We start from the raw sequence: 17,467 nt of genomic DNA, 5'->3' as shown, positions 1-17,467 counted from the left end.
GCCTGCCCTCAGTGGTACTGGTGCACCACCGCATGCCCCTTGCCGCGGCCGATCATCCACTTGTTGACGGGTGTCGTCAGCACGAAGGCGACGGCGAGCGCGATCGCCAGCACCCACCAGAACAGCGGGTCGGCGAGCTCGGCGTCCATGGCGCCCGGCCAGAGCACGATCACGCCGTTGTCGACCAGCTCCATCACGGCGATGGACAGGGTGTCGGCGGCCAGCGCCACCTTGAGCGCGGCGCGCAGGCCGACGCCCGCCTTCAGTACGCCCCACAGGGTGAGCGCGTACCCGAAGAAGAAGGCGAGAGTGATCGCCAGGACCAGCGTCGGTACGGTGCTCCAGCCGAGCGCGGTGCCGATCACCATGCCCAGCACCTCGCCGATGGCGCAGCCGGTGAGGCAGTGCAAGGTGGCCCGCACGGCCATCGCCCAGGTGCCGGCGGCGGCCGCCTCGTGGTGGTGAGCGTGGGACGCTTGCGCTTCGTGCTGCATGACTGCCCCCAATGCCAGGTTACGGTTCCTGTACCCAGCAAGAACCGTATACCCCCCAGGGGTATTCCCCAGCCGGCTACGCGTCCCGAAGTTTTTTCAGCCGCTCCACGTCCGCCGCGTGCCCTTCCTTCCCGCCGGGCGTCTCGATGATCAGCGGCACGCCCTCGGTGGCCGGGTGCGTCATCAGGGCCCGGAAGGGGTCCTCGCCGATGTGACCCGCGCCGATGTTCTCGTGCCGGTCCTTGTGGGCGCCGACGACGTCCTTGGAGTCATTGGCGTGGATCAGCTTCAGTCGCCCCTCGCCGACGGTGTCCACCAGCAGGTCGAGTGTCTGGTGCATGCCGGACGGGCCGGTCAGGTCATGCCCGGCGGCGAAGATGTGGCAGGTGTCGAGGCACACGCCGAGCTTCGGATGGGCGTCCAGCGCCTCGAAGTACGGCCCGAAGTCCCAGGTCCGTGAGCAGAGCGAGGAGCCCTGCCCGGCGGTGGACTCCAGCAGCAGGTACGGGTCGTCGTCATGGGTCAGCTCGTCGAGCAGCGGCAGCATGTGCTCCCGCACCTGCTTCAGCGCCACCGACCGCTCTCTGCCGCCGGTCGCGCTGCCCGTGTGCACGACCACGCCGAGCGCCCCGATCTCCCGGCCGCGCCGCAGCGAGTGCCGCAGCGACTCCACCGACTTCTCGACGGTCGCCTCGGTGTGCGAGCCGAAGTTGATGAGATACGGAGCGTGCACATACGCCGGGATCGACTCGGCCTGGCACACCGAGCGGAACTCCTCGTCCTGCCGCGGGTTCCCGGCGGGCGTGGCCCAGCCGCGGGGGTTGGCGACGAAGACCTGGACCGTCTCGGCCTTGAGATCGTGGGCGTAGGTGAGCCCGACCGAGCTGAGACCGCCGGCCACGGGGACGTGGCCGCCGACGGGGTTGCGGGAGGGGCCCGGGAGGGCGGGGCCGGACTGCTGACTTCTCACCCGTTCAGGGTGTCATGCGGCCCGGTCCGCCCGGTCACCGGCCGGTGACGGCCTTCCGCGAGGGCCGTGGCCTTCCTCACCGGATGGTGATCGTGATCGTCGACCCCTTGGGTGCCGTGTTCCCGGCCTTCACGGACTGCTTCCTGACCGTGTCGCCGAACAGCCCGAGCAGGCCCCGGTCCTCGTCGACCTGGAAGCCGGCGGCCTCCAGCTCGGCCTTGGCGTCGTCGACGCTGTCGCCGACCACGTCCGGGACCTCGATCATCTCCGGGCCCTTGGACAGCGTCAGCGTCACCGTGTCGCCCTCGGCGGCCTGGCCGCCGTCCGCCGGAGACTGCTGGGCGACCTGGCCCGCGTCGAACTCGGAGTTGACCCGCGCGGGGGCGACCTTCACCTTCAGGCCGGCCTCCGCCAGCTCGGCCCTGGCGTCGGCCAGGCTCTCGCCCGTGACGTCCGGGACGTCCACCGGGCTGCCCTTGCTGACGACGAGCGCGACCGCGGAGCCGGATCGGACCTTGGTGCCGGTCCCGGGGTCCGAGGAGATCACGGAGCCCCTGGTGACGTCGTCGTTGAACTCCCGGGTCACCATGCCCGGTTGGAGCCCGCTCTCCTTCAGCTCGGTCCTCGCCTTGGCCAGCGGGTAGCCCTGCAGGTCGGGCACCTTGACGGTCTCCGGTCCCGCCGAGATGACCAGGCTCACGGAGTCGTTGTTGCGGATGCGGTCGCCCGGCTCGGGGTTCGAGCTGATGACCGTGCCCCGCTCGACGGTGTCGCTGTAGGAGCGCTCGACCTTGCCGAGCTCGAGCCCGGCGTCCTCCAGCCGCTCCTTGGCCTGCGCCTCGGTCTTGGAGAGCAGTGGCGGGACCTCGGTGAACTGGCCGGAGTTGATGTACCAGACGCCGACACCGAGGCCGAGGGCCAGCAGGACGGCGGCGACGATGACGAGCGGGCCGCGCGGAGCACGGGACGTCCGGGATCCGCGCCGGGGCGGCGGGGGCGGAGGCGTCGCCAGCCGGCTCGTCCGGTTGAAGACGGCCTCGCGATCCGGCTCGTCCTCGTTCACGGGCAGCGGCCGCTGGATGTTGAGCGCGCGCGGGATCACGCTCGTCCGGTCGTCCGCGTTGCTGTGCTCCGCCGAGAGCGCCTGCGGCGGGACAGCGTCCAGCTGGTCCGCGCTCAGGGCGGCGCGGGTCTCGCGGGCCTGCGCGAGCAGCGCGACGGCGTCGTACGGGCGGATGTCCGGGGTGCGCGCGGTGGCCGATGCGACCAGCTCGTCGAGCTCGTACGCCAGTCCCGGCACGATCGCCGAGGGCGGCGGGACGTCCTCGTGCAGGTGCTTGTAGAGCACCACGGCGGGGGAGTCCCCGTCGTGCGGCTTGTCGCCGGTGAGCATCTCGTACAGGACGACACCGCACGCGTACACGTCGACGCGGGCGTCGGCGGCGCCGGGCTGCTCGATCTGCTCGGGCGCGAGATAGGAGACGGTGCCGAGCACGGCACCGGTGGTGCTGGTCACGGTGTCCACGGACCGCACGAGCCCGAAGTCGGCGACCTTGACCCGCCCGTCATCCCCTATCAGCACGTTCTCCGGCTTCATGTCCCGGTGCACGAACCCCGCGCGGTGCGCGGCACCGAGCGCGGCGAGGACCGGCTCCAGGATGTCCAGGGCGGCCCGGGGCTGCAGCGCGCCCCGCTCGCGCAGCACGTCACGCAGGGTGCACCCGGCCACGTACTCCATGGCGAGATAGACGTACGACCCGTCGGTGCCCTGGTCGAAGACCTGCACGACATTGGGGTGCGCCAGCCGGGCGACGGACTTCGCCTCGCGGATGAACCGCTCGACGAACACCCCGTCGACCGCGAGTGCGGGATGCATCACCTTGAGCGCGAGGACGCGGTCGAGGCGGGTGTCCACGGCCCGGTAGACCGTGGCCATCCCGCCGACCGCGATCCGCGCGTCCACGCGATACCGGCCGTCGAGCACCTGCCCGACCAGAGGGTCCTGAAGGGTCGTATCCACGCAGGCGAGTCTACGAGCCGCCACCGACACACCCGCCGTTCCGGCCAAGATCGGGGCGGTACTGCAGCCGACCTGTGACGCAAACCACGCCACCGGGACCGCAACGCCGTTCAGAACGCGGGACGCTCCGGATCCAACACGGCCAAGCCCTCCGCGGGAGACGACGCCTCCGCGAAGTGCCGCCGCGGAATCCGCCCCGCCCGGTACGCCAACCGCCCCGCCTCCACCGCATGCCGCATCGCATCGGCCATCAACACCGGCTCCTGCGCCCGCGTCACCGCCGAGGCGAGCATCACACCCGCGCACCCCAGCTCCATCGCGAGCGCCGCGTCCGACGCCGTACCGGCCCCCGCGTCCAGAATCACCGGCACGCGCGCGTGCTCCACGATCAGCTGGAAGTTGTGCGGATTGCGAATCCCGAGACCCGACCCGATCGGCGACCCCAGCGGCATGATCGCCGCACAGCCGACGTCCTCCAGCTTCCGCGCCAGCACCGGGTCGTCATTGGTGTACGGCAGCACGGTGAACCCGTCGTCCACCAGCGTCTCCGCCGCGTCCAGCAGCTCGATCGGATCCGGCAGCAGCGTCCGCTCGTCGGCGATGACCTCGAGCTTGATCAGCTCCGTACCGAGCGCCTCGCGCGCGAGGCGGGCCGTCAGCACGGCCTCTCCGGCTGTGAAGCACCCCGCCGTGTTCGGCAGCACCCGGATCCCGAGCTTCTCCAGCACGGACAGCACGGAGCCGTGCACCGACGGGTTCACCCGCCGCATCGCGACGGTCGTCAGCTCCGTCCCGGACGCCACCAGCGCCCGCTCCAGCACCTCCAGGCTGGGCGCCCCGCCCGTGCCCATGATCAGGCGGGACGTGAAGGACGTACCGCCGATGACAAAGGGATCGTCGGCCATGGTTCAGCCTCCTTGGACGGCGGTGAGGACCTCGACGCGATCTCCCTCGGAGAGGGGCGTCGACGCCCACTGCGCGCGCGGGACGACGGTTTCGTTGAGGGCGGCGGCCACTCCGGAGGGCGCCGCGGTGAGGGACTTCACGAGCGTGTCGAGAGCCGTGCCCGGCTCGATCCGCCGACGCTCGCCGTTGACCGAGACGGTGACTGGGACGCTCATGCGGGCTGCTCCGTGAGTGCGGCGGGGCTGAAGCGCTTCGGCGTGAACGGCCGGGCTTCGTCCGGCAGTTCACCGGTGGTCAGGACGTGTGCCATGGCGTCTCCGGTGACCGGGGTGAGCAGCACGCCGTTGCGATAGTGCCCGGTGGCCAGCAGCAGCCCCTCCAGCTCGGTCGGGCCGAGCAGCGGCGCGTTGTCGGGGGAGCCGGGGCGCAGCCCGGCCCGCGTCTCGGTGAGCGGCAGTTCCGTGATGCCGGGCACCAGCTCGTGCGCGTCGCGCAGCAGCTCGTACACCCCGCCCGCGGTCACCGTCGTGTCCCAGCCCAGCTCCTCGCTCGTCGCCCCGACGACCAGTTCCCCGCTCTCCCGAGGCACCAGATACACCTGGCTGCCGCGCACCACGGCCCGCACGGTCCGGCTCAGGAAGGGCGCGTACCGCTTCGGCACGGTCAGCCGCAGCACCTGCCCCTTCACGGGGCGTACGGGAGGCAGCAGGTGGGCGGGGACCCCAGGAAGCCGACCGCTGAGGCTGCCGGCTGCGAGGACCACCTGGTCCGCGCCCAGCGCGGTGCCGTCCGCCGCGGTGACACCGGCCGCCCGGTCCCGTACGACGTCGAGGCGCTCGGCCCAGGCCCGGTGGAAGACGACACCGGCCCGCTCGCACGCGGCCACCAGTGCCGCGGCCAGCCGCCGCGGGTCGATCTGGTGATCGCCGTCGACACGCAGCCCCCCGCGCACTCCCGGCGCGAGCATCGGCTCCAGGCGCCGGCACTCCCGCCCCGACAGCCACTCCGAGTCCAGCCCCGACTGGCGCTGCAAGGTGTGCAGTTCGCGCAGATGGGCTCGGTCGTCGGAGTCCAGCGCGACGGCCAGCGTGCCGCACCGGCGGTAGCCGAGGTCGTGGCCGGTCAGGTCGGTGAGCTCGGCCGCGAAGTCCGGGTACCGGCGGGCCGAGGCGAGGTTCAGGCCCAGCAGGGTCTGTTCGCCGTAGTGCAGTTCCGTGACGGCGGCCAGCATCCCGGCGGCCACCTGGGCGGCGCCGCCGCCGGGCTCGGGGTCCACGACAGCAGTGGTGAACCCGCGCTGCGCGGCCCGCCACGCCGTGACCAGGCCGATGATCCCGCCCCCGATGACAAGGACGTCTGACGTTCGCGTACGCGACATGGGCGTCCAGCCCCTCCCTTCGCCGGCATGACCCGGATCAGGTTCGTACGGTCGGAGGCCGCCAGCCTCCCTCTCAGCCCGGTGCGTCCGGGCTCCCGCGAGTGCTTTACGTTGGCCACCCTAGCCCGCCGCCGTATGTCTCAGTAAGGGAGCCTCCGCTCGTGGCACGCTCGCTCGACGGTCTCGTCCTCGCCCCCGTCGCGGATCAAGCCCAAGGTCAGGTGGGTACGCGCACCCGGTTCACGTACCACGAGAAGGACGGCGAGATCTGGGCCGAGTACGCGGGCGGCGACGTCGTACGCGGGTATCTGGTGGGTACCAGGGATGGTGACCGGCTGGAGTTCCGGTACGTGCAGCTCAAGCGGGACGGGACGACCTCGTCGGGGCACTGTGTGTCGACGGTGGTCGAGTTGCCCGACGGGCGGGTGCGCCTGGAGGAGAGCTGGGAGTGGGAGTCGCAGACGGGCAGCGGCACCAGCGTTGTGGAGCAGGTCACTGAGCACGACTCCTGACTGACAAATTGTCAGTTGTCTATGGTGATCAGGTGAGCGAGCAGACGACGCAGTCGCAGCGGAAGGTGGTCGTCGCAGGCGCCGGCATGGCCGGTGTGCAGACGGCGGTCGCCCTTCGGGAACAGGGCTTCACGGGCCCGGTCACACTGATCGGTGCCGAGCCCCACCAGCCGTACGACCGGCCGCCCCTGTCCAAGGCCGTGCTGCTCGGCAAGGCCGAGGGCTCCGCCTTCGACGTCGACTTCGAGGCGCTCGGCATCGAGCTTCGGCTGGGGCGCGAGGTGCTGGGCGTACGCCCCGCCGACCATGAGCTGGACACCGAGGCCGGGCCCGTCCCCTACGACGTCCTCGTGCTCGCCACCGGTGCCGAACCGATCCGCCTGCCGGGCGCCGAGGGCGTGCCCGGCGTCCATCTGCTGCGGACCCTCGACGACGCCGAACGGCTGCGGCCGGTGCTCGCCCGTCAGCACGACATCGTGGTCGTCGGCGCGGGCTGGATCGGCGCCGAGTTCGCCACGGCCGCGCGCGAGGCGGGCTGCGCCGTGACGGTCGTGGAGGCCGCCGACCGGCCGCTCGCGGGAGCGCTGCCCGCGGAGGTGGCGGCGCCGATGACCGCCTGGTACGCGGACAGCGGGGCGGTGCTGCGTACGCACGCGCGCGTGCAGCGCGTCGAGCCCGGCGCGGTGATCCTCGACGACGGCTCGCGGCTGCCCGCCGGCGCCGTGGTCGTCGGCATCGGGGCGCGGCCCGCCACGGCCTGGCTGGCCGGCTCGGGCATCCAGCTCGGCACGCACGGCGAGGTCGTGGCCGACGACCACCTGCGCACCTCCGTGCCGGATGTCTACGCGGTCGGCGACTGCGCGTCCTTCCCTTCGGGAAGGTATGGCGAGCGCCTGCTGGTCCACCACTGGGACAACGCCCTCCAGGGCCCGCGCACGGTCGCGGCCAACATCCTCGGCGAGGCCACCGGTGAGCCTCTCGCGGTCTACGACCCCGTGCCGTACTTCTGGTCCGAGCAGTTCGGCCGCTTCGTCCAGTACGCCGGCCACCACGCCGCCGCCGACACCACCCTGTGGCGCGGCGACCCCTCGGGCCCGGCATGGACGGTCTGCTGGCTCAAGGACGACCGCCTGGTCGCCCTGCTGGCGGTGGGCCGGCCGAGGGATCTGGCGCAGGGGCGGCGGCTGATCGAGGCGGGCACGCCGATGAACCCGGAGCTGCTGGCGGACCCGGCACGGCCGATGAAGACGGCGGTGGCGTAGCGCGTCGGGGCGATGGCTCTTCCCGGGCGGACCGGCCTGACTTCCGACTGTCAGTGGCAGATGGCAGGCTAGTTTCCGTGACCGAGATTGACGCAAAGATCGATGCTCTCGTCCCCGCCTGGCTCACCCTCCCCGACATCGCAGAGATGCTCGACGTCGAGGTGACACGCGTCCGGCAGCTGGTCAAGGAGGGCCAGCTCATCGCCGTACGCCGTGGTGAGAACCGCGCACTGCACGTCCCTGCCGCCTTCATCGACGGGGACAAGGTCGTCAAGGGCCTGTCCGGGACCCTGACGCTCCTGCGGGACGACGGCTTCACGGACGAAGAGATGCTGGAGTGGCTCTTCACCCCCGACGAGAGCCTGCCAGGTACGCCCGCGCAGGCCCTCAGCGAGAATCGCGGCACGGAGGTGAAGCGCCGCGCCCAGGCGCTCGCCGTCTGATCTGAACACCCGGATCCGAAGATCGTTCGGCGTATGGGCCGGACCCGCTCCCACGGGCCACGGTCGCGGTTGACCGCGGCTGTGGCCCGTGGCCCGGGGGTCACTACACCTAGCGCCTTCGCGGATCATGGATCTGCTCGGCTCAGGCCCGTACTCCATCGATATATCGATACAACGGCACCGCCACCGGTGCCGGGCCCCCGGCCGCCCATGAGGCATCGGTTCCGGCCCCGCCCGGGCGCGGGTCCCGCCAGGGCACCCGGCCCTGCCCCGCGCCCGTATCCGGCTACCGTGCCCCCGTCCGGCACCAGCCCGAAGCCCACCGCCCGGCAACCGACCACAGAGGGAACCGCATGTCCGACACCGCCACCGCGGCCACCGCCCGCAGCCAGCTCGCCGACGCCCGGCTCTACCTCTGCACCGGCGCCCGAAAGGAGCAGGGCGACCTCGCGGAGTTCCTGGACGCGGTGCTGGCTGGTGGCGTCGACATCGTGCAGTTGCGGGACAAGGGCATGGAGGCGGCAGAGGAACTGGAGCACCTTCAGGTCTTCGCCGAGGCCTGCGCCCGGCACGGCAAGCTTCTCGCGGTCAACGACCGCGCCGACGTGGCCCATGCCGCCGGCGCCGACGTCCTGCACCTCGGCCAGGGCGACCTTCCGGTCCCCGCCGCCCGGGCGATCCTCGGCGACGACATCCTGATCGGCCGCTCCACGCACGCCGAGTCCGAGGCCGACGCGGCCGCCGTCCAGGAGGGTGTGGACTACTTCTGCACCGGCCCCTGCTGGCCCACCCCCACCAAGCCCGGTCGCCACGCCCCCGGCCTCGAACTGGTCCGCCACACCGCAGCCCTCGGCACCGACCGTCCCTGGTTCGCCATCGGCGGCATCGACCTCACCAACCTCGACCAGGTGCTGGAGGCCGGCGCCCGCCGTGTCGTCGTCGTAAGGGCGATCACGGAGGCGGCCGATCCGGGCGCGGCGGCGGCGGAGTTCGCGAAGCGGCTGCGGCAGGTGTAGGGCAGCTCGGATGTCCGTCTGGTCCGGCTGTCCGGCGTCGCGTCCGGCCGTTCTTCGGTCCCCGAGCCGTGGTGTCTCAGTCAGTGGTCAGCGGGACCGCGTTCCTGTGGACGTGGGGCCGCGTTCGGCCTTTATTTGTCCAAGGGATGGACAGCAGGCCGACAAATCGGGCAAATGTCCGGTGTTCGGTTGGGGGACCGAGGCCCCCTGGCTAACCTGCGAGTATGGCCCTAGGCACCGCATCCATCAGGTCGGACCACGCTCGTACCGTGCGCGAGATGCTCGCGACCGGCAAGACGACGTATTCCTTCGAGTTCTACGCCCCCAAGACCCCGAAGGGCGAGCGGAACCTGTGGAACGCGCTGCGCCGGGTCGAGGCCGTCGGGCCCGACTTCGTCTCCGTGACCTACGGCGCGGGCGGTTCCACCCGCGCGGGCACGGTCAAGGCGACCGAGGCGATCGCCTCGGACACCACGCTCACCCCGATCGCCCACCTCACCGCCGTCGACCACTCGGTGGCCGACCTGCGCAACATCATCGGCCAGTACGCCGACGCCGGTATCCGCAACATGCTGGCCCTGCGCGGCGACCCGCCGGGCGACCCGCTGGGCGAGTGGGTGCGGCACCCGCAGGGCCTCAGCTACGCCGCCGAACTCGTCGAACTGATCAAGGCGTCAGGCGATTTCTGCGTGGGCGTCGCGGCCTTCCCCGCGATGCACCCGCGCTCCGCGGACTGGGATGCCGACGTCCGGCACTTCGTCGACAAGTGCCGGGCCGGCGCGGACTACGCGATCACGCAGATGTTCTTCGAACCGGAGGACTACCTACGGCTGCGCGACCGCGTTTCGGCCGCCGGCTGTGACACCCCGATCATCCCGGAGATCATGCCGATCGCCAGCGTAAAGACGCTGGAGCGGATCCCGTCCCTCACCAACGCCGCCTTCCCGGCCGCCCTGAAAGAGCGGATCCTCACAGCAAAGGACGATCCGACCGCTGTACGCTCGATCGGGATCGAGTTCGCCACGGAGTTCTGCGCGCGGCTACTGGCCGAGGGAGTGCCAGGACTGCACTTCATCACGCTCAACAACTCCACGGCGACTCTGGAAATCTACGAGAACCTGGGCCTGCACCACCCACCGCAGGCCTAGACCGGCCGTCCTGACATACGTCACACTGCGTAGGCGGCCAATGGGAGAGGGGCGTACATGGGCTGGACGGTCCTCTACATCGCGTTCGGCGTCGTCGCGCTGTGGCTGCTGGGCGAGGTGCTGCTGCAGTACAAGGCACGCCTGCGCTGGCGACTGCTCGCCTTCGTCGGGTTCCTCGGCGTCGTGGTCGGGGTGCTGATCCCGTCCGTCATCGTCATCGGTCTGGGCGCCGCCGCGTTCGCGGTCGGCCAGACCTACGTCACGCTGTCGTTCCGCCGCGGCTTCTCGGCCGGCTGGGCGGTCTCCGCGCCCGCCCTGGGCCCCCTGGCCACCAAGCGCCGTCGCGGCGAACCGGAGCGCCAGGAGCCGACCCTGGAGGTCTCCGACCTCGAGGCGACCGATAGCGGCTTCGCGGGCGGCGACGGTCCGTACGGTCCCGACGGCGCCAACTACGGCCAGGACAGCGTCGGTTACGGCCACGACGACTACGACCGCGACGACGTCTTCACGCCCTCCCGCCCGGCCCGGCCCACGGACGCGGAGACGACCTCCGTCTACGAGCCGCAGCCCCTGCCGGAGGACACCGGCTCGTACGGCATATACAACGACTCCGCCTACGCCGCCGCCAACCAGAACTACACGGCCGCGGGCCAGCCCCAGGACCAGTACGCGACGGCCGACCAGAGCTATGCGTACGACGGCTACTCCGGCTACGACCAGCAGCAGTACGGCTACGACGCGACCGGCCAGCAGCAGTACGCCGCCTACTCCGACCCGTACGTCGGAACCCAGACCTACGACGGCACCTCGTACGACGCCTACGGCCAGCAGCAGTACGGCCAGCAGGGCTACGCCCAGGACCAGTACGCCACCGGCACCTACGGCGAGACCCCGTCCGGCGGCGTCTGGGTCCCGCAGCAGCGCACCGACGAGACCTACGGCGGCGAGCTCCCGCCGGAGCAGCAGTACCCGTACCAGGGCAACGGCCAGCAGCAGGGGCAGGGCCAGGGGAACGGGTACGACGAGCAGTACCGCTTCTGACAGCCCGCCCAGCGCCTGTCCCGCGGCGCCCTACGCGGGCTTCACTGTGAGCCCCGGAACTCCGGCCCCTCCACGATCAGCCCGGCCACCAGCGCGCCCGACATTCCGGCGTGGGGGAGCCCGCCGCCGGGGTGGGACCAGCCGCCGGCCGTGAACAGGCCCGACATGGCGGTGCTGTTGGACGGGTGCAGGAGACGCCCGGCGGCGGCAGCCAGTGCCGGTGCCGGAACCGCTCCGCCTTCCACACCGGTCACCTCCGCGATGTCCGCCGGGGTGAGCACCTCGTGCCAGAGAAGCCGGTCGCGCAGATCGGGCACGGCACGCTCGGCGACCGCCATGAGGTGCGCGGCTTGCTCATCGTAGATCTCCGCCCGCTCCCGGTCGGGCCGTGCCCGCACCGTCGACGTGAGGGTGATCGCCTCATGGCCGGCGTCCGGAACCAGCGCCGGGTCGTCGGGCCGCAGGACCGTGACCGTGGCTCGTATGGCCATGCCGGCGCCGAACAGGGCGTCCAGCTCGCTCTCGCGGTCCTCCGCGTGCACCACCGTTCGGTGCGCGGTGCCCTCCGGTCGGCCGCCGCGCAGCGCCAGCAGCACCGTCAGACGGCTCGCCGCCCCGCGCTGGGGCTCGACCTCGCCCCCGCCGCGCACCACAGTGCCCCGGACGAGGCGGTCCAGCACGCCGGGGGCCACCCCGGAGACCACGAAGTCGGCCTCCGCGACCGTCCCGTCGGCCAGCTCCACGCCCGCCACCCGGCCGTCCTTCTCCACGACACCGGTGACCTCCGCACCGAAGTGGAAATCGACCTTCCGGGCCACGCACCGCTCATACACGGCCCGCGCCAACTCCCGTATGCCGCCCCGCACATACCAGGTTCCGAAGGCGTGCTCCAGGTAGGGCAGCACCGCCGCGCTCGCCGGGGTGACGCGCGGATCCAGGCCGTAAGCGAGCGCGTGGCTCTCCAGCAGGGCGATGAGCCGGGGATCGCGCAGCTCCCAGGCGCCGACCTCGGCGAGCGTGGTCGCCCGGCGGGTACGCAGGAGTCGCTTGTGGGGGACCGCAGGATAGGGCTCGCGCTCGGCCAGCACCTGCCAGTTCGGCCACAGGGGCTCCTCCAGCAGCGGCCTGCGCGTCCGGTCCCAGGCCTCGCGGGCGCGGACCAGGAAGTCGCCCCAGCGGTCGCCGGTCCCGGCGCCGAGTGCCTCGTCCAGGGCGGCCACCACACCCGCGCGCGAGGCGTTCGGCAGGGACACCTCGGTGCCGTCCGCGAAGACATGCCGCGCGGACGGGTCGACCTGCACCAGCTCGACGCACGCCTCCAGCGGCTCCTTGCCGGTCTTGATGAACAGATCGCGGTACACGGCGGGAAGCGGGAGCAGCCCCGGACCCGTGTCGAAGCCGAAGCCGTCGCGCTCGAAGCGGCGCACGGCTCCGCCGTACGTCTCCGTGCGCTCGTACACCGCCACCCGGTGGCCCGCGACGGCCAGCCGGGCAGCGGCCGCCATCGCGCCCATCCCGGCGCCGATCACCACAATCCTTGCCATGTCAGGGACTTTATCGGCCGCCACTGACAACGGCCCGCGGGGCTGGGGCGGGAGCTCAGCCCGGCCGCCGCCCCACCGGCTGTGCGAGTCGTTTCTCCTCGCGTCGCCGGTCCCTGCGCCGCAGGAAGCGACGGATCCGCGAGGCGAGGAAGAGAAGCAGGAACAGCCCGGCGAGCAACAGGCCGCCCGCGACGACGGACGCCGCCACCGGGTGGAAGATCGCGAAGGTGATGATCGCGGCGACCCCGAGGTCCTCGGCGAGGCTCACCACGATGTTGCTGAACGGCTCGGGGGAGGTGTTGACCGCCATCCGCGTCCCGGCCTTGACCAGGTGGCTCACCAGCGCCGTGGAGCCGCCGACCGCGCCCGCCGCCAGCTCCGGCAACGAGCCGCTCTGCCCGGCGAGCAGCGCCGCGACGACCGCGCCCGCGATCGGCCGGATCACGGTGTGCACCGCGTCCCAGGCCGAGTCCACGTACGGGATCTTGTCGGCGACGGCCTCGCAGAGGAACAGCACGCCGGCGGCTATCAGGACATCGGGCCGTTGCAGCGCCTCGGGCACGTCGTCGCTCATGCCCGTGGCGCCGAAGACGCCGAGCAGCAGCACCACGGCGTACGCGTTGACGCCGCTGGCCCAGCCGCTCGTGAAGACCAAAGGGAGTATCGACACGGACGCGATCGTAACCAGTCGGCAACGGAGGGCCCTGGGGGTGAGTGCGCAGGTCTGAGTAGGCGTACCTAGTCGGTGAGATGAGTACGCGCGCGGATGGGGCCCGGCCTGCGTGAACGAGAGAGTGGAGGCACGGAGAAGGGGATCGGCTCCGGCACCGGCGACACGGGGCGCCGGAACGGAGCGGCCCCGGATCCGCTCCTTCCGCCGGCCAGGCGTCGGCGGGAGCGAGACCGGGGGACCCGGGGGAACGACCGAACGGGGGTCCGACGGGGGACACGGGGGAAACGGGGGAGTACGGGGGAAGGGAAACGGGGGAGCAGGAGAAGGCGCCGGTTCGAGAGTGGCCCGCGGGGGACGCGGCCACCCTGGACCGGCGCTTTCGCATGTGCGCGCCGGCCGCCTCAGCCCCGCCCGCTCACCCGGCCCTGCAGCAGCCGGGACAGCGCCGCGTGCACATCGTCCAGGGAGCGCTCCGGTTGGAAGGACTTCCAGTCCAGAGCGGCCACCAGGACCATGCCGACCAGCGCCGCGGCGGTCAGCGGGACGTCGATCTCCTCGCTGAACTCGCCCTTGTCCACGCCCTCGCGCAGCACACCCTCGACGACCGCCACGGCCTGCTGCCGGACCACCATCAGCGTCGACTGCCAGGCCCGGTTCGTACGCCACAGCTCGGCGACGTACAGCTGGGTGAAGGACGGGTAGCGGTCGATGAAGACCAGCCCCGCGCGGATCATCGCGTCCAGGGCGTCCACCTTGCTGCCGCCGTCCCGGGCGGTCTGCTCGGCCGCCTCCCGCAGGGAGGCGGTGAGGAGCCCGACTCCGTGCCGCAGCAGTTCCTCGAAGAGGACGGACTTGCTCGCGAAGTTGTAGTAGACCGTGCCCTTCGCCACCCCGGCCCGTTCGGCGATCTCGTCCACCGTCGTGGCGGAGAAGCCCTGTTCGGCGATGAGTGTGACGGCTGCCTCGTAGAGCTTCTGCCGGGTGGCCTCGCGGCGCGTGCTGCCGCCCGACGGGGCGCTGCTGCTTTCCATGGCACCGATTGTCCCGCGCGCGGTCACAGGCTCAGCTCCGGGTGCAGCCGGTCGAGCGTCCACACCTGGCGGCGACGGGCCGACAGCGCGGTCAGCGCGAGCGCGCCCGCGGTGAAGGCGACGAGCACCACGCACGCGTGCCACACCGGTTCCAGACCGCCGCCCGAGATGAGCCTCCTGAGCGCCTCCACGACGTAGCTCATCGGCAGGAAGGGATGGAGCGCGTTGAAGAAGCCCGGGCTGGTCTGCACGGGGTAGGTGCCGCCCGCCGACGTCAACTGCAGCATGAGCAGGGCCAGGACGAGGATCCGGCCCGCCGCCCCGAAGCGCGCGTTCAGCCACTGCACGATCGCCGCGAAGCACGCCGTCACCAGGAACAGGAAGCCCACCGTCCCGGCCGCCCGCGCCATCTCCAGCCCGATCGCCCAGTGCAGCACCGACATCAGGGCCACCGTCTGCAGCACCCCGATCGCCACCACGGGCAGCCAGCCGGCCAGCGCGATCCGCCACGCCGAGGCGCCCGCGGCGAGCGCGCGCCGGTTCATCGGCGAGATCAGCATGTACGCCACCATCGCGCCCACCCACAGGGAGAGTGGGATGAAGTACGGCGCGAACCCGGTGCCGTAGTTGGGCGCCTTGTGCAGGTCCCGGGAGGCGAGCTGGACCGGGTCGGCCATGACCTCGGTGCGCTGGTCGCGGTCGTTCTTGTCGTAGTCGGGGATCTGCTTCGCACCGTCGTGCAGTCCGTCCGAGAGCTTCCCGGAACCGTCGACGAGCTTGTACATGCCGCCGTTGAGGTCGTACGCACCCGTCTTCAACCGGCCCACCCCGGAATCCAGTTCGACCGCACCGCTCTGGGCCGAGCCGATCCCCGAGTGCAGCTTGACGGCTCCCTCGGCGACCTTGGCGGCGCCTTCGTTCAGCTGGTTGATCCTGCTGACCGCGTCGTCGAGGTCCTCGGAGAGGCGCGGTGCGCGCTCGGCCAGCCCCTGGGCCTGCTTCTGGAGGGTGGCGAGGTTCTTGTCGAGCTGCTTCAGGTCGCCGTCGTGGTCGGCGATCAGCCGGTTGAGGTCGTCGGCGATGGTCGCCACGTCCGCCGCCGACTGCTTCGCCTTCTTCAGATCGGAGCAGGCCGGGTCGGGAACCACGGCGTCCTCGCAGCGCGCGCCGTAGATGACGGCCAGCGCGTCGGCAGCCGTGTGCGCGCCCCTGGCGGCGGCCGGAGCCCGCTCCACGAGGTCGTCGAGGTTGTTCCGGATCGCTCCCGACGAGTCGGCGACCAGGCGGGCGGTGTCCGCGATGGTCTCCTCGTTGTCCGCCAGGAACGGGCCGATCTTCTGGTCGATGCCGTTGACCCTGTCGGCCAGCGTCTGGGTGCCCTCCGCGACCCGCCTGGAGCCGTCCGCCAGTTCGCCCGCGCCCTTGTCGAGCCGCTGCAGACCCGTGGTCAGCTCGCCGCTGCCCTCCTTGGCGTCCTTCAGCCCGTCCGCGAGGTCCTTGGAGCCCTTCTCCGCCTTGTCGATGCCGCCTTCGAGCTGGTCGGCGCCGTTGGCGGCCTGCACCGTCGCGCCGTGGATGTCGGAGAACGACACGAAGATCCGGTCCAGGAACGACCGCGACGCCTTGGTGGACGCCGCCTCGCGCACCTCGCTGAAGACCGTTCGCGAGATCTGCCCGACGATGTAGTTGTTCGCGTCGTTCGTACGGACCTGAAGGGCGCCCGTCTCCGGCGAGTCGCCCGCGCTGGACGCGATCCGCTCACTGAAGTCGGCCGGCATGGTCAGCGACAGGTAGTAGGTGCCGTTCTCGACACCCTTCTCGGCCTCGGCGGCACTCACCTCGTGCCAGTCGAAGACGTCGCTCTCGCGCAGACCTTCGGTGATGTCGTCGCCGGCCGTGAGCTTCTTCCCCTCGACGGCCGCCCCCTTGTCGTCGTTCACGAGGGCCACGGGGATGCGGTCGAGACGTCCGTACGGGTCCCAGAACGACCACAGGTACAGGGCGCCGTACAGCAGGGGCAGCACCAGCAGCGCGACCAGGGCGGCACGCGGCAGCTTCCCCCGCCCGAAGCGCCGGAGCTCAAGCGCGGCCAGCCTCGGCGAGCGCATCGGCGGCCTCCTTTCCGTCGGTTTCCTGGGACGCCTGGGTTTCCTGGGATGTGGGTTTCTGGGTTTCCTGAGATTCCTGGGAGGCGGACGGCTGGTCGGTTCGCTCGGACGTGGGTGCCTCGTCGGTCTCCTGGGGCCCGGTCGCCTGCGTGGACACCTTGAGCGTGCCGTCGGGGGACTCGCTGCACACCGCCACGACCGTGGTCCCGGCCTCGGTGATCGACCTCAACAGCGCCCAGACCTCGGCCCGTTCGGCGTCCGAGAGCTTGAGGTCGGTGTCGTCGACGCCGAGCAGACGGGGCCGCCCGATCAGGGCCAGCGCGATGGACAGCCGCAGCGCCTCCATACGCTCCAGATCGCGTACGGCCGTACGGGCGCCCTTGGGCAGGGAGGCCGGCTCGAGGCCCGCGGCCACGAGCGCGGCGTCGATCCGCAGACGCTCCTCGCTCCTTCGCTCGGCGCGAGGCCGCAGCAGCCCGCGCAACGAGTCGCCGAACCGCCGCTGCAGCAGCGCCCGTTCGTGGAGGTGCTCGGCGACGGTCAGGGCCGGTTCCAGGTCGGTCACGCCCGGGACATGGGCCACGGCGCTGACACGCCGTACCGCCGCCATGCGCTTGGGCAGCACGGTCCCGGCCACGTCGGCGGTTCCCTCGGTGGCCTTCATGCGCCCGGTGAGCGCGAGCAGCAGGCATGTACGGCCGCTGCCGGACGGACCTTCGATCGTGATCAGCGAGCCGGGCCCGGCCTCGAAGGAGACTCCACGGAACGCCCATCCGCGGGGTCCTTCGAGGCCGAGGCCCCGGGCCGTGACGCCGGCACCGGTCACGGTTCCCCCCATCCCTGCCCCCTCATTTTTTGAACTGACTGGTCAGTGCAAAAGTTAGCCCGAACTCTCGATCGAAGCAAAGGCGCAGGTCAGAA

17 protein-coding genes and 1 riboswitch are annotated in these 17,467 nt (G+C 71.5%); of the genes, 6 read left to right on the top strand and 11 right to left on the bottom strand.

Going from position 1 to position 17,467, the window contains the following annotated elements; translation table 11 throughout:
- Positions 1-8: 8 nt before the first annotated feature.
- The 6 genes from IF78_RS0118550 to thiO all read right to left on the bottom strand — a co-directional run bounded on the left by IF78_RS0118550 (position 9) and on the right by thiO (position 5,768).
- Positions 9-494, bottom strand: coding sequence for a DUF4396 domain-containing protein (locus IF78_RS0118550; RefSeq protein ID WP_031483320.1), 486 nt, complete (start codon positions 492-494; stop codon positions 9-11).
- Between the two features lie 76 nt (positions 495-570).
- On the bottom strand, positions 571-1,464 hold the full coding sequence (locus IF78_RS0118545) for a deoxyribonuclease IV (protein ID WP_031483321.1): 894 nt from the start codon (positions 1,462-1,464) through the stop codon (positions 571-573).
- Between the two features lie 76 nt (positions 1,465-1,540).
- Complete coding sequence (gene pknB / locus IF78_RS0118540) at positions 1,541-3,484, bottom strand: Stk1 family PASTA domain-containing Ser/Thr kinase (protein ID WP_031483322.1); 1,944 nt, start codon at positions 3,482-3,484, stop codon at positions 1,541-1,543.
- A 110-nt stretch (positions 3,485-3,594) separates the two neighbouring features.
- The gene (locus IF78_RS0118535; protein WP_031483323.1) at positions 3,595-4,389 is read right to left on the bottom strand and encodes a thiazole synthase; all 795 of its coding nucleotides are present in this window, start codon (positions 4,387-4,389) and stop codon (positions 3,595-3,597) included.
- A gap of 3 nt (positions 4,390-4,392) precedes the next feature.
- Positions 4,393-4,605, bottom strand: coding sequence for a sulfur carrier protein ThiS (gene thiS / locus IF78_RS0118530; RefSeq protein ID WP_031483324.1), 213 nt, complete (start codon positions 4,603-4,605; stop codon positions 4,393-4,395).
- Positions 4,602-5,768, bottom strand: coding sequence for a glycine oxidase ThiO (gene thiO / locus IF78_RS0118525; protein ID WP_031483325.1), 1,167 nt, complete (start codon positions 5,766-5,768; stop codon positions 4,602-4,604). Before thiO ends, thiS begins: the two co-directional genes overlap by 4 nt.
- A riboswitch (TPP riboswitch) is annotated at positions 5,766-5,877 on the bottom strand. Its footprint overlaps the gene before it by 3 nt.
- Before the next feature lie 52 nt (positions 5,878-5,929).
- Here thiO and IF78_RS0118520 point away from each other — a divergent pair.
- From IF78_RS0118520 to IF78_RS0118495, 6 genes are all read left to right on the top strand, one after another.
- A complete protein-coding gene (locus tag IF78_RS0118520) occupies positions 5,930-6,280 on the top strand; it encodes an avidin-fold protein (RefSeq protein WP_031483326.1) in 351 nt (116 codons plus the stop codon).
- 32 nt (positions 6,281-6,312) lie between these two features.
- Positions 6,313-7,542: an NAD(P)/FAD-dependent oxidoreductase gene (locus tag IF78_RS0118515; RefSeq protein ID WP_031483327.1), complete on the top strand. Its 1,230-nt coding sequence runs from the start codon at positions 6,313-6,315 to the stop codon at positions 7,540-7,542.
- A gap of 77 nt (positions 7,543-7,619) precedes the next feature.
- Positions 7,620-7,985: an Rv2175c family DNA-binding protein gene (locus tag IF78_RS0118510; RefSeq protein ID WP_031483328.1), complete on the top strand. Its 366-nt coding sequence runs from the start codon at positions 7,620-7,622 to the stop codon at positions 7,983-7,985.
- Positions 7,986-8,338: 353 nt separating this feature from the next.
- Positions 8,339-9,001 carry a thiamine phosphate synthase gene (gene thiE / locus IF78_RS0118505; protein ID WP_031483329.1) on the top strand — a complete coding sequence of 221 codons (663 nt, stop codon included), beginning with the start codon at positions 8,339-8,341 and terminating at the stop codon, positions 8,999-9,001.
- A gap of 224 nt (positions 9,002-9,225) precedes the next feature.
- A complete protein-coding gene (gene metF / locus IF78_RS0118500) occupies positions 9,226-10,149 on the top strand; it encodes a methylenetetrahydrofolate reductase [NAD(P)H] (protein ID WP_031483330.1) in 924 nt (307 codons plus the stop codon).
- A gap of 57 nt (positions 10,150-10,206) precedes the next feature.
- On the top strand, positions 10,207-11,190 hold the full coding sequence (locus IF78_RS0118495; RefSeq protein WP_031483331.1) for an SCO2102 family sporulation regulator: 984 nt from the start codon (positions 10,207-10,209) through the stop codon (positions 11,188-11,190).
- A 41-nt stretch (positions 11,191-11,231) separates the two neighbouring features.
- Here the strand turns inward: IF78_RS0118495 and IF78_RS0118490 are convergent, their stop codons facing one another.
- The 5 genes from IF78_RS0118490 to IF78_RS0118470 all read right to left on the bottom strand — a co-directional run bounded on the left by IF78_RS0118490 (position 11,232) and on the right by IF78_RS0118470 (position 17,384).
- Complete coding sequence (locus IF78_RS0118490; RefSeq protein ID WP_031483332.1) at positions 11,232-12,734, bottom strand: phytoene desaturase family protein; 1,503 nt, start codon at positions 12,732-12,734, stop codon at positions 11,232-11,234.
- Positions 12,735-12,789: 55 nt separating this feature from the next.
- Positions 12,790-13,404 (bottom strand): DUF4126 domain-containing protein, encoded by a 615-nt coding sequence (locus IF78_RS0118485; RefSeq protein ID WP_031483333.1) that lies wholly within the window; start codon positions 13,402-13,404, stop codon positions 12,790-12,792.
- 404 nt (positions 13,405-13,808) lie between these two features.
- Positions 13,809-14,438, bottom strand: a complete 630-nt coding sequence (locus IF78_RS0118480) for a TetR/AcrR family transcriptional regulator (RefSeq protein WP_031483334.1) — start codon at positions 14,436-14,438, stop codon at positions 13,809-13,811.
- 23 nt (positions 14,439-14,461) lie between these two features.
- Entirely contained in the window at positions 14,462-16,546 is a 2,085-nt protein-coding gene (locus IF78_RS0118475) for a YhgE/Pip family protein (RefSeq protein WP_031483335.1), read from the bottom strand.
- Positions 16,518-17,384, bottom strand: coding sequence for an ATP-binding cassette domain-containing protein (locus IF78_RS0118470; RefSeq protein WP_031483336.1), 867 nt, complete (start codon positions 17,382-17,384; stop codon positions 16,518-16,520). The genes IF78_RS0118475 and IF78_RS0118470 overlap by 29 nt, the downstream gene beginning before the upstream one ends.
- Positions 17,385-17,467 lie beyond the last annotated feature (83 nt).

The organism is Streptomyces bicolor (assembly GCF_000719285.1).
GTDB classification, from domain to species: Bacteria; Actinomycetota; Actinomycetes; order Streptomycetales; family Streptomycetaceae; genus Streptomyces; species Streptomyces bicolor.
Note: the sequence above shows the minus strand (reverse complement) of the source record. Positions and strands in the feature narration are given on the sequence as shown.